The organism is Bacillus sp. FSL K6-2431, assembly GCF_038005165.1.
Lineage (GTDB): Bacteria > Bacillota > Bacilli > Bacillales > Bacillaceae > Bacillus > Bacillus pumilus.
Genome location: NZ_JBBOSQ010000001.1, coordinates 1,661,986 through 1,674,943 on the forward strand (window position 1 = coordinate 1,661,986; position 12,958 = coordinate 1,674,943).

Consider the following 12,958-nt stretch of genomic DNA (forward strand, 5'->3'; position numbering starts at 1 on the left):
AAAAACCTTGATAATTTGAAGAAAAGAGTTGATAATAGGAACTATTCAATTTGTGAGAAAATTTTTACTATAGGAGATGTATGCATTGAAGGTCGTTAAATTTGGTGGCAGTTCACTTGCCTCTGGCAAGCAGCTGCAAAAGGTATTTGACATTGTAACAGCAGATCCAGCTCGAAAAGCAGTCGTTGTTTCCGCACCAGGAAAACGGCATTCAACGGATACGAAGGTCACCGATCTATTAATTAGCTGTGGTGAGCAATATTTACGTTTAGGCGAAGCACACGATTTACAGGAAGCCGTCATCAAGCGGTATGCCTCGATTGCGGATGAACTCGGGTTAAGTCATAACGTGATTGACACCATCCGGCAAGATCTAGATACCCTCTTACAGGCAGATACGTCTCATCCTGAGCGATATCTTGATGCCATCAAAGCAAGCGGTGAAGACAATAACGCAAAACTCATTGCCGCCTATTTCCGCTATCAAGGTGTCGAAGCTCACTATGTGAACCCAAAGGAAGCTGGTTTATTTGTGAGCGATGAGCCTGGTCAAGCGCAAGTTTTACCGGAGTCATATGATCATTTGTATAAATTAAGAGAGCGCTCTGGCATCATCATATTCCCTGGCTTTTTTGGCTTTAGTCTATCGGGAGACATTGTCACCTTTTCTCGCAGCGGCTCCGATATTACCGGTTCCATTTTGGCAAACGGTTTGAAGGCAGATGTGTATGAAAACTTTACAGATGTGGATGCTGTCTACGCTGTCAATCCAACGATCGTTCATGAGCCGAAGGAGATTACAGAGCTAACGTACCGGGAAATGCGCGAGCTGTCCTATGCTGGTTTTTCTGTGTTCCATGATGAAGCACTCATTCCGGCCTTCCGTGCAGGCATTCCTGTGCAGATTAAAAACACCAATAATCCCTCGGCAAAAGGCACAAAAATTGTGAACCAGCGGGATCATACAAATGGACCCGTTGTCGGAATCGCTTCAGACAGCGGATTTTGCAGCATTTATATTAGCAAATATTTGATGAACCGAGAAATCGGATTTGGGCGTAAGGTGCTGCAAACATTAGAGGAATATGGGCTTACGTATGAGCACGTCCCTTCTGGCATTGATGATATGAACATTATTTTAAGGCAGGATCAGCTGGAGGAGCAGCATATTGAACAAGAGCTACTCGATCGCTTAAAGCTCGTGCTTGATGCAGATGAGGTCGTGTTAGAGCCGAATCTCTCCCTCATTATGATTGTAGGAGAAGCGATGCGTCACAATGTTGGCACCACAGCAAGAGCAGCAAAGGCGCTGTCAAAAGCGAAGGTCAATATTGAAATGATCAATCAAGGATCTTCAGAGGTCAGCATGATGTTTGGCGTCAAAGCGGCTCAAGAAAAAGAAGCCGTTCAAGCGTTGTATGAGGAATTTTTCTCTATGTCTACCGTCCCGGTCTCTCTTTAATCAGCAGGCTGTCAGATCTCAGGGTCGGCAGTCTTTTTTGTTCTCACCTGATTCACATGGATTTGCGCATTAAAATGTATCTATTTCTCGTTTGATTTTGTATGATAGAGACAAACCAACTATTGTTCCGGCCTATGATCGGAGCTACAAGGAGTCCTAAAACAATGCCTCGTCAACAACTATTAAAACAGTTTCGCAATTTTCATGATGCTTCTACGAGTATTCTAAATATGATGAGTCAATTCACTGATGTGAATACACTGTTTATTGCTAAAAACGATCAAACCACCAATCAGATTGTCAAGGTGCTAAATCATGACGAGCAGCTTCTTGAAGAAGGAGAAGAAATTCCTTACGAGAAGACATTTTGCAAGCTGGCGGTTGATCATCAGGATACGCTTGTGATCCCTGATATATCATTGGATGATCGTTCTAAATACTTAGAAGTTACGAAACGTCTTCAAGGCGGATCATTCATCGGCGTGCCGATTGATTTTACAGATGGTACGAACTACGGAACGATTTGCGGGCTTGATTTAAGACCGCAGCAATTCACAGAAGAGCATGTGCATATGTTTGAAACGATGGCTTCTCTATTAAGCTACGTCCTCGAACTAGACCGTGCCAACCGGCAGATTCAGCAATTATCTGTACCGATCGTCCCAGTTGTTGACGGTGTCGCCGTGCTTCCTCTACTTGGTGATATCGAGGAGACACGTGCTCAGCATATATTAGAAACCATTTTACAGGAAAGCTATAGGCTGTCGCTCTCTCATTTGGTCATTGATGTATCGGGAACAAAACGCCTGAATGAACAGAGCATTCAATATCTGGTCAGCTATGCACAAACGCTGAGACTTTTAGGGATTTCGGCTGTTTTAACAGGGATTAAACAAGACCTTGCTTTAAGTGCGATTCAATCGAATATTTCATTTAAAGACATCACCATTCGGAAAGACTTGCCGCAGGCACTTGCTCATATTGGCTTGACGTTTACCAAAATGGATTAAGAAATGATATATACAAAAAGGGCTAAAATGATGTTTATTTTAGCCCTTTTTCTTCTTTTTCAATCATGCCAACAGCTGCAAATAAGAAGAATCGTTTCCGTCTTCAATAACTTGTACAATCTTCTGTGCATGTGAATCGTCAGTGACACTGTTTAATTTTTGCATGATGTCTTCTTTCGATAATGCATGGCCTGGTGCGCCCCGCGGAATATCGACTCGTTCGCTAATGATGGTGCCATCAGATAAGGTAAGCTTCACAATCGTAAAGCGACCTTTTGGGACTGCGTCTGGATGGGGTTCTATCGTTTGATCATATCCTCTGCTCACCCGCTTCATCCATGTGCGCATGTGTGATGGAATGGATTTTTTCGTAAAGTGATCCAGCGTGAGCGTCTGTCCAAACACGGCAAGTGCGATCACGTATTCGGCACTGAATCGTCCTTCTTCTCCAGTCGAAGGTGCCCGCTCAATAAGCGCTGCATCTCCGCCAGGCGGGAATAGGACCTCTACTTGTTTCACCTGCTCCGGTAAGAAAGGATGCTCTTTCATTAAGGATTGGATCGCATCGGCTGCATGATGCGCAGCTGAACAGAACGGGTATACTTTGAACCACAGCCCCGGCGAGACAATACGCCACGCTATACCATACCCCTCTAGTAAACGACTTTCCGCACGCTCCTGATCTCCATAGAGAGAAAAGAAACCAAGCGTGCCATCAAGAACCGTTTCATTCCCGCCGAAACCTGAACAAGCTAAATCCATAGACCAGACAGCTGTTTTAGCCGCTAAGCCGGCTTGTAATGGCTTCATATCAGAGCCGAACTGCTTTCGCATTCCGGCCGATTGCGCTCCAGCAAAGCCGATTGCCTTCATCAGCTCTTCCTGCGAGACTTGTTTTAAATACCCAATGGCACATACTGCCGCAATGGCTCCAAGGGTTCCGGTATTATGCCAGCCCCGTTCATAATGCGCCTTGCCGATGGATTCGCCAAGCCTCGCCATCACTTCAACACCGGTGATGTAGGCTGCTAAAAATCGATCGCCAAACCCTTTGCCGTCTGATAGCTGTGATAGCAATGCTGGGATGATCACCGCACTGGGATGCCCTCTCACATCTGAATGCACATCATCATAATCAAGGGCGTGGATCAGGTAGCCGTTCAGCATGGCTGCGGATTGACGGCTGACCTTCTTCCCTTGTCCAATGACAGGAATTTGAGCTGCTCCGCCTTCTTGTTCCACCAGTGCCATGAGCTTTTGAATTCCTTCATCCTCTTTCGCAGCAAGCGCTGCTGCCGCAGCATCTAACAGACCATTTCGAGCCATTTCTACCGCCCTCTGGTCTTGAAGTGGATGAGCAGACAGTACAACCTCTGCCAGTTGTTTTGTTAGTTCCATGATCGTGACTCCAATGCCCGAACAGCAAGCTCAGCAAAGAAGGCAGCGGCAACAGGAAGTGCGCCTTCATTTAATGTAAAGGCAGGGTGATGCCATTCCTCGGTACCGCTTGTCCCCATCCATACGAAAAAGCCTGGAATGTGTTCTTGATAAAGGGCAAAATCTTCTCCGCCCGGTGACTGCTCTGCCTGAACTACTGTGAGATCCAGTGCACTTGCCGTTTCTTCGACCACCTTTGTCAAACGATCGTCATTCAACACAGAAGGCAAATACGGATGCCATTTCACTTCACCTTTCGCCCCAAATCCCTCGGCAATCCCACTCACGATTTGTTTCATAAGCTCTGGAATCATCGCTCTTACTTCAGGCTCAAACGTCCGAACGGTTCCTTCCATCTCAACACGATCAGGAATCACATTCCATGAAGTACCACCTTGAATGCGTGTGATACTGACAACTGCATGATGCAATGAGCTGATGCGGCGGCTAACGATTTGCTGAAGAGCACTTGTGATCTGCCCGCTGATGGCAATCGGGTCCACCGTATGATTCGGAATACCTGCATGACCACCCGTTCCTTTAATATTTATTTCAAACCGGTCTACACTTGCCATCAACGCTTTTTCTCTAATGCCTATAGTGCCAACTGGCAGGTCAGGTTTGTTGTGCATACCAAAAATCGCATCCACTCCATCTAAAACGCCTGCCTCTATGACATGTTTCGCTCCTTGCGCGACTTCCTCAGCCGGCTGGAACAAAATGCGGACCGTTCCTTTTATCTCGTGTTTCCGTTCTTTTAATAAAAGAGCCGCTCCAAAGATAGAAGCTGTATGGAAATCATGTCCGCATGCATGCATTTTGCCCGGTACCTTTGAAGAAAATGGTTCGCCAGATGCTTCTTCAATCGGAAGTGCATCAATATCGGCTCTCAGGGCAATTGTTGGTCCCTCTTGTTCTCCTTTGATTTCACAGACAACACCTGTTTGAAGAGCTGGAAAATCGAGTACGGTGATCCCTTCTTCTTTTAACCAGCTGCGCAGTTTTTTAGTCGTTTCATGTTCTTCAAATGCCAGCTCTGGATGCTCATGAAGCGCTCGGCGAATGTTAATTAAACGTTTGTTTAATGCTTCATTTCCTATTGATTTCACTGATACTCACCCCTCTAAAGAGTAAAAAGCAGCTTATGCTTCTTCAGCCGCTGCTTCTTTTTGGATAAATCGTTTTGTCCGTTCATTCTTCGTTTCATCAAATAGCTCAGTTGGTGTGCCCTGTTCAATAATATGACCATCCGCCATGAAAATCACATGGTCTGCCACTTCTCTTGCAAACGCCATTTCATGTGTGACGATGATCATCGTTGTTTCTTGAATCGCAATGGATTTAATGACTTGAAGCACACCTGAGACAAGCTCTGGATCAAGTGCTGACGTTGGTTCATCGAGCAGAATCGCATGTGGATCAACCGCTAATGCGCGGGCAATCCCAATTCGCTGCTGCTGTCCGCCAGATAACGTGACTGGATAGCTGTCAGCCTTTTGCTCTAACCCTACCTGCTTCAGCAGCTTCATTCCAATCTCATTTGCCTGCTGCTTCGTCATTTTTTTCGTCACAAGCAGTGATTCTGTGATGTTTTGCAGTGCTGTCTTGTTTTTAAATAGATTATAGTTTTGAAACACCATGGCCGTTTGTTGACGCAGGTGATGGGCTTCTTTTCGTGTATATTTAGACGCATCGAGCTTCGCATCGCCAATTTCAATCGTGCCTTCATCTGGTATTTCTAATAAATTTAAGCAGCGCAGCAAGGTGGATTTACCGGAGCCAGAAGGTCCGATAATGGCCACAACCTGCCCTTTTTGCACGTCGAGATTGATTCCGTCTAAGACGACAAGGTCGCCGAATGATTTCTTCAAATTGGTGAGCTTGATCATGTCCACACCTCCTTAATTCCGGTAAGGTTTGCTAATTTTTCGTTCAAATAGGTCTTGAAGGAAGCTATAAATGATGGTCATCACCCAATACACAATCCCTACGGCTAAATAGGTTTCAAAGTATTTATAGTTCGCCGATGCAATCATCTTCCCTTGTGCAAACATTTCTGCCACACCAATCGTAAAGGCAAGAGATGTTTCTTTTAAAAGACCGATAAAGGTATTCCCCGTCGCTGGAATCGCATTTCTAATTGCCTGCGGGAAAATAATTCTGACGTAAGACTGCCATCTTGTCATGCCGACAGATAGACAAGCTTCCAATTGCCCTTCATCTACAGAATTAAGGGCCGCTCTGAAAATTTCTGCTAAGTATGCTGAGTTTTTAATACTTAATCCGATAATGACCGCTGTTAGGGCATCCATTGAAGTCATCGCAGGGAATAGCTGCGGAAGACCAAAATAAATGAGAAAGAGCTGAACCAAGGTTGGAACCGCTCTGAAAAAAGAAATATACAGCTTGGCAAATTGGTATAAAACAGGTATCCGGTTTTTCGTAATGAGCGCGAATACCACACCAATGATAATGGCAAATACCATGGAGACAATCGCCATGAAGATCGTTATCGGCAAGTATTGGATCAATGTCGGAAAAACGGTCACCATATACTGCCAATCAATTTTGTTCATGTCTGCTCTTCACCGCCGCTGTCGTTATTTTTTAATTGGCACTGTGACATCGTCTTTGAAATACTTCTCAGACAATTTCTTAAGTGTCCCGTCTTCTCTTAATTCTTTAATCGCTTTGTTAAATTCTTCTCTTAGCTTGTCATGCTTTTTATCTTTGGCAAATGGGTAGCCTACTTCTTCATACACAATTGGGTTGCCAACGATTTTGAGTGGCAGACCTGTTTTTTCAATTTGAGCAAGTAATACACTGCGTCCGTTGACATAAGCATCTACGCGGCCATTTGCCACTTCATTTAAGACACCGTCTTGCGTTTCATATGTTTTAATATTGATTTTTTTGTCCGGATCTTTGCTTTCTAAGTTTTTGGCGTGGTTAGAGCCAAGAACCGCCGCCACTGTTTTTCCTTTTAAATCATCAAGACCTTTGATGTCGTTGTTGTCCTTTTTCACGATGATTTGTGTTCCTGCATAAGCGTACGTATCAGTGAAATTAAACGTTTGTTTACGCTCATCTGTGACTGCGACTTGGTTTGACACTGTATCCAGCTTACCAGATGTCAGCTGTCCCATGAGTCCGCTGAATTCACTCAGCTGCCAGTCTAGTTTGTAGCCGAGCTTTTTCGCAACCGCTTCAGTTACTTCGACATCGAAGCCAACAAGCTTGCCATTGTCTTTATAGGCAAACGGATAGCTTTGTCCTGTGGCACCTACCTTTAATACTTTTTCATCTTTGCCTTCACCCTGATTGCCCCCGCCGCAAGCTGCTAAAACTGCCAGCATTGCTGCAAATAGAACGACTAGCCACTTTTTGTTTTTCATGTTCGTATACCCTTCTTTCCTTTTATGGTTGTGTGATATCTGATCTTAGTTGTTTTTTAAAATAAACCGTGATGTGCCCCTTGCCTAAATCCTTTTCTCCTGCTCTGACGTAGCCTTTGCGCTCATACATGTCGATGAGCCACGGATGCTTATCAGCTGTACCTAGAGATACGTATGGCACCTTCAAGGTATCCCTCAACACTTCGGTTTCCACCCATTCCAGCAAGACAGAGCCTGTCCCTTTTTTGGCGGATGGTTCTGAGGCAAACCACCAAATGTGAGGGACGCCGAACGGGCCTGGCTGTTCTCCCCAAGGCATACGGAGCGACAAGGTGGATAGAAGCTCTCCGTTTTCTTCCATCACATAGCAAAGATTCTTTTGTACATTTTTCTGAACGAGAGCAAAATCAGCATATGCTGCTTGGAACCGGATGCCGAGCTCACGAATTGGCTCATAGGCTCTTATTGTCAGTTCAAGCAGTGCCTCTATATCTGCCTCTGTTGCCAGACGAAACGTGTATCCCAACGTTAGTCACCTCACCCTTATGTCGTGTAGCGATTTTTTGGCTCAGTTAATCCTAGATTTTCTCGTAAGGTTTGTCCTGTATATTCTGTTTTGAATAAGCCTCTTTCCTGAAGGATTGGGACGACGCGGTCTACGAACATATCCAGCCCTTCTGGCAATAGCGGCGGCATGACGTTAAAGCCGTCTGCTGCTTCTTCATTGATCCATGTCTCCATCACATCTGCGAGCTGCTGCGGTGTACCAATGAAAATATTATGACCACGAGAGCCGGCAACCGATTGATAGAGCTGGCGAATGGTCAGGTGATCCTTTCTCGCCATATTCATCACGAGATCAAAACGGCTTTTTACCGCATTTGACGTACTTGGATCAATCTCTGGAAGCGGTCCGTCTAAAGGATACTGAGACAGATCAATCCCACCTAAGTAGTTTTGCAGAATGCTCAGCCCAATCTCAGGAACAATCAGCTCCTGTAATTCTTCATATTTCGCTTTGGCTTCTTCCTCTGTATCAGCAATAATCGGGAAGATGCCCGGCATAATGCTGACGTCCTCTCTAGCACGGCCAGCAGCCTCTACTTTCTCCTTCAAGCTTTGATAAAATTCCTTCGCTTTTTTGAGATCGTTTTGTGCTGTGAAAATGAGTTCAGCTGTTTTTGCTGCAAGCTTTTGACCATCTTCGGATGATCCTGCTTGAATGATCACTGGCTGCCCTTGAGGCGTGCGTGATACATTGAGAGGACCTCGTACTGAGAAGAACTCTCCTTTATGCTGGAGCTCATGAAGCTTACTAGATTCAAAGAATTCTCCCGTTTCCTTGTTTCTGACAAGGGCGTCTTCCTCCCAAGAATCCCAAAGACCTTTCACGACCTCGACGAACTCTTCTGCTCGCTCGTATCGTTTATGGTGGGCTAAATGCTCTTCTCCGCTAAAGTTTTTCGCTGTTTCTTCAATAGAAGATGTGACCACATTCCATGCCGCTCTTCCGCCTGATAAATGATCAAGGGAGGCAAACTGTCTTGCAATATGGAAAGGCTCACTGTATGTAGTGGATGCTGTTGCTGCTAAACCAATTGATGAAGTAGACTCAGCAATGGACGAAAGCAGGGTAAGCGGTTCAAATCTCGTCAGTACATTCGGATGAGAGGTTTGGTTAATGGATAAGCTGTCGGCTAAAAAGAGTAAATCTAGCTTTCCTTCCTCTGCTTTTTTCGCTAATTGTTTAAAATAATCCAGGTTCATGGCTGCATCTGATACGGCATTCGGATGTCTCCAAGAGGCAACATGATGTCCAGTTCCTGCGATGAATACGCCTAGCTTGAGCTTCCTTTTCGGCTGTGACACTTGTTCTTCATCCTTTCTATATCCTGCTGTATCAAACTGAAGTCCTCGTAAGATACATTTTTCTGATTGAATTAATCGGTTTTATCAATAAAAAAAGGGCAAATGTTGCGAAAAATGAAAAATAATTATTACTATATGCCCTTTTTACAGGATTGTCAACCGCCTTCTGAACCTCCAAAATTAGGGATTTCACCCGTTTATCACGGTGTATCGATTTCAATATTCCCAATGAGCCGATCTGTAGTATGTGTCATCAATTGGCTGCGTTCCAGCATGTTATGGGCGATCACGGAATGAGTGGAAGATATGGTGCGGACGGCAATCGCTTTTTGAGGAGATAAATTAATGATGTTATTCCGCAGCACACGGGCTGAGGCGGCTTGATCGATAAAGATCGCCGTCGGCTGTCCGATCGAACGATTTAAATAAAAGCGGTTATCTCCGATTTGTGGTGAACCGTTCTTAATATACATCACGACATATAAAGATGATTCTTCAAAGGAATTGTCTTTGATTTCTAATGGACCAGTCGTGCTGCTGTATACGGCGTAGTTTTGGTAGTGCTTAAAGCGATTTTGCCAAATGAAAGCCTTTGCATTTCCAGTGACACTGATCGTATACGAAGACCCTAGCTCTGGGTGTCCTTCTTGAATAAAGAGATTGCCGTTAACTCCAGCTTCTCCTTCCTGCACCCAGATCCCTCTGCTGAAATCTTTAAATTGATTGTGCTGGATCAGGATATTCGTTCCTCTCACCATCGCTCCATCAATCACCGAGTAAATCGTATTGTTTGAAAAGACGACGCTATCCGACTGATAGATACGCAGCGCTGCGCTTCTTTGCCCTATATTCGTCCCCGATTCAATATGATTTCCTTCTATTAGAATACGGTTCGCCATATAAACGGACAAAGCCGCATCTTCAAATAGACTGATCTTATTCCCTGTAATGTGAACACTATCGCCCCTCACATCAATCCCTTTTTCAAATCCCTCAATCATATTGCCAATAATGATCACATTGTTTTCCGTTTGACCAAAAGAGACTCCTAAGCTCGTAATCCCAGCTTTTGTGACGCCTCCTCCTACTGCACGGATCAAATTGTTGGCAATGATGGTTTCGGTGGCAAAGCCATAGGAGATACTGCTGTCTGTGTGATTGCCTTCAATGATGACACCATAGCCGTTGAAGTTATAAATGGAGCTTGCGGCACCACCTCTTACAATGTTGTTTCGAATTTGAATATTCAGTGGTTCCTCCATATTAACCGCATTTTCTCCGTAGCCTTCAATATCAATGCCCATTCTCGGCTCGACTCCGTCAACTCCTGCTCTCTCCAGCAGGCAGTCCTCCACAATGACTCCATCACAGCCTGTAATCGAGATATTGTTTCGTCTTGAATCTGTGATGTGGCAGCCAGAAATGTGAATAGATGAAGCAGGCGAGTACGATTCAGCTTGTGATAATAAACCGTGGGGACTGACAATGATGCCGTCTCCCGTACAATTCTTGATTTGTACACGATTCACTTCCACATCAGAGGCCCCTTCAATACATATCCCAAAGCCCCATTCATGGGTTTTTCGTTCAGGGGGAAGCGACTTGTACACATGCTCATGGCGATCCCCTTCGATTCGCCCACCCCGGATGGTCACATGCTGAACCTTTCCTATATAAAAGGCCGCATACCCCCACGAATCATTTGGTTTCACCTTAATTACGGCATCCGGCGCCATCTCAATGGTCATATGACTTGGCACACGTATACCCGCACCCCGGAAAGGAAAAAATTGATCACCTCTGTACACAGCATCGATGACATACGTGCCGCTCGGCAGCCAGACATGGGAATACCCCTGTGCTTTCGTCCATTCTAAGCATTCATTAAGCCTCGCTGTACAGTCCGTTTTCCCATCCGCCACTACACCAAAATCTTGAACATTGACAACAGGTTTTTTTAGATCAGATTCATTCAATTCCCCCAATCTAAACCCCTCCTTTTCACACATGTCCTCTTGTCATCCTATGCATGTGTAAAAGGTTTGCTTGTACAATCCTTCAAATTTTAAATAAATTCTTCCAATATAACTTTCTGACCATTCTTACTTGAAAGAATTTTTCGTTTTTTGAGTCTTTACGCCTATTTAACTAACATTTTCCTGTTTTAGAATAGTTTTATATTGACACAAGAACTATACAAGAATATCATTTTTCTCATATCTCTTTTTTTAAGAAAGGATCTATGCCATGTCAACAATTGACCACGATAAAATTGTTAAAAGTGTTCCTCAAAAAGGTTTTTTTGGACATCCTAAAGGACTTTACACACTGTTTTTCACTGAATTTTGGGAGCGTTTCTCTTATTACGGCATGCGTGCACTGCTTATTTACTATATGTACACAGAGGTGACAAAGGGCGGTCTTGGTTTTGATCAGACGACAGCCAATTCGATCATGTCTGTCTACGGTGCGCTTGTCTATATGTCAGGCATTATTGGCGGATGGCTCGCCGACCGAGTATTCGGTTCGTCCAGTACGGTCTTTTATGGCGGGGTTTTCATTATGCTTGGACATGTCATTTTGGCTTTGCCAAGCGGTGCAACAGCGCTCTTTATTAGTATGGGGCTGATTATTATTGGGACAGGTCTTCTGAAGCCGAATGTTTCAAACATTGTTGGCGATTTGTATTCCAAAACAGACCCACGCAGGGATTCTGGCTTTAGTATTTTCTACATGGGGATCAACATGGGCGGTTTTATTGCCCCACTAATTGTCGGAACACTCGGTCAAAAAGTGAACTTCCACCTCGGATTCTCACTTGCTGCCGTTGGGATGCTTGTTGGTCTGATTACATTTGTGATCACGAAAAAACCGAATCTTGGTCTTGCCGGTACTTATGTAACAAATCCGTTATCAGCTACTGAACGCAAGAACTTCAAAATTTTCGGAACATTAATTGCCATTGTGCTCGCTGTTTTTGTCGTCATCGGCATTCAAACAGGCGCACTCACGATTAATCTATTCACTTGGTTTGTCAGTGTCCTTGGTGTGCTCATTCCGATTGTGTATTTCATCGTCATGTATTTCAGTAAAAAGACGAGCCCAGTGGAGCAATCCAGGGTTCTCGCTTATATTCCATTGTTCCTTGCTGCGGTGATGTTCTGGGCGATTCAAGAACAAGGCTCAAACATTCTAGCCACATATGCAGATCAACGAACAAACTTGAATTTCCTTGGGATGACACTTGCCTCTTCGTGGTTTCAATCATTGAACCCAATCTTTATTGTGCTGCTGTCTCCTGTGTTTGCTTGGTTGTGGATTAGACTTGGAAAGAAACAGCCGTCTACCCCGATTAAGTTCTCACTTGGCCTTCTGTTTGCAGGATTATCCTTTATCATCATGATCATTCCTGCCTACATGTCTGGTCCGAATACACTTGTGAGCCCATTATGGCTCGTTCTGAGCTTCTTCCTCGTCGTGATCGGAGAGCTCTGCTTATCACCTGTTGGGCTGTCAGCGACAACAAAGCTTGCACCTGCTGCCTTCTCAGCGCAAACAATGAGCCTTTGGTTCCTTTCAAATGCGATGGCACAGGCGATCAATGCCCAAGTGGTCAAACTGTTTGATAAAGTGCCAGAAACCGTCTATTTCGGTATCATTGGATTGCTCGCCATCGTTTTATGCGGTGTGATGCTGCTCTTAACACCAGTGATTAAGAAAGCGATGAAAGGTATTCATTAAATAAAAAAAGAAGCCTCCCCATTGGGTTGGCTTCTTTTTTCTAG

At 44.6% G+C, this 12,958-nt stretch carries 11 protein-coding genes; 3 read left to right on the forward strand and 8 right to left on the reverse strand.

Going from position 1 to position 12,958, the window contains the following annotated elements:
* Positions 1-85: 85 nt before the first annotated feature.
* Positions 86-1,462 carry an aspartate kinase gene (locus tag MHH40_RS08345; protein ID WP_335356167.1) on the forward strand — a complete coding sequence of 459 codons (1,377 nt, stop codon included), beginning with the start codon at positions 86-88 and terminating at the stop codon, positions 1,460-1,462.
* A gap of 164 nt (positions 1,463-1,626) precedes the next feature.
* Positions 1,627-2,472 carry a GAF domain-containing protein gene (locus MHH40_RS08350; protein WP_003213998.1) on the forward strand — a complete coding sequence of 282 codons (846 nt, stop codon included), beginning with the start codon at positions 1,627-1,629 and terminating at the stop codon, positions 2,470-2,472.
* A 63-nt stretch (positions 2,473-2,535) separates the two neighbouring features.
* On the opposite strand, the gene MHH40_RS08355 is transcribed toward MHH40_RS08350, so the two are convergent.
* From MHH40_RS08355 to MHH40_RS08390, 8 genes are all read right to left on the reverse strand, one after another.
* A complete protein-coding gene (locus tag MHH40_RS08355; protein WP_340900923.1) occupies positions 2,536-3,870 on the reverse strand; it encodes an MmgE/PrpD family protein in 1,335 nt (444 codons plus the stop codon).
* A complete protein-coding gene (locus MHH40_RS08360) occupies positions 3,861-5,018 on the reverse strand; it encodes an amidohydrolase (protein ID WP_050945494.1) in 1,158 nt (385 codons plus the stop codon). Before MHH40_RS08360 ends, MHH40_RS08355 begins: the two co-directional genes overlap by 10 nt.
* 33 nt (positions 5,019-5,051) lie before the next feature.
* Complete coding sequence (locus MHH40_RS08365; RefSeq protein ID WP_012008912.1) at positions 5,052-5,798, reverse strand: amino acid ABC transporter ATP-binding protein; 747 nt, start codon at positions 5,796-5,798, stop codon at positions 5,052-5,054.
* A gap of 12 nt (positions 5,799-5,810) precedes the next feature.
* Positions 5,811-6,485 carry an amino acid ABC transporter permease gene (locus tag MHH40_RS08370; protein WP_003214174.1) on the reverse strand — a complete coding sequence of 225 codons (675 nt, stop codon included), beginning with the start codon at positions 6,483-6,485 and terminating at the stop codon, positions 5,811-5,813.
* Positions 6,486-6,509: 24 nt separating this feature from the next.
* The gene (locus MHH40_RS08375) at positions 6,510-7,304 is read right to left on the reverse strand and encodes an amino acid ABC transporter substrate-binding protein (protein ID WP_050945492.1); all 795 of its coding nucleotides are present in this window, start codon (positions 7,302-7,304) and stop codon (positions 6,510-6,512) included.
* A 22-nt stretch (positions 7,305-7,326) separates the two neighbouring features.
* Positions 7,327-7,830: a GNAT family N-acetyltransferase gene (locus MHH40_RS08380; protein ID WP_340900924.1), complete on the reverse strand. Its 504-nt coding sequence runs from the start codon at positions 7,828-7,830 to the stop codon at positions 7,327-7,329.
* Positions 7,831-7,847: 17 nt separating this feature from the next.
* Complete coding sequence (locus MHH40_RS08385) at positions 7,848-9,173, reverse strand: LLM class flavin-dependent oxidoreductase (protein WP_226804649.1); 1,326 nt, start codon at positions 9,171-9,173, stop codon at positions 7,848-7,850.
* 200 nt (positions 9,174-9,373) lie between these two features.
* Positions 9,374-11,158, reverse strand: coding sequence for a right-handed parallel beta-helix repeat-containing protein (locus MHH40_RS08390; RefSeq protein ID WP_226804648.1), 1,785 nt, complete (start codon positions 11,156-11,158; stop codon positions 9,374-9,376).
* A gap of 262 nt (positions 11,159-11,420) precedes the next feature.
* On the opposite strand from MHH40_RS08390, the gene MHH40_RS08395 reads away from it, so the two are divergent.
* Entirely contained in the window at positions 11,421-12,914 is a 1,494-nt protein-coding gene (locus tag MHH40_RS08395; protein WP_044140493.1) for a peptide MFS transporter, read from the forward strand.
* Positions 12,915-12,958: the final 44 nt, after the last annotated feature.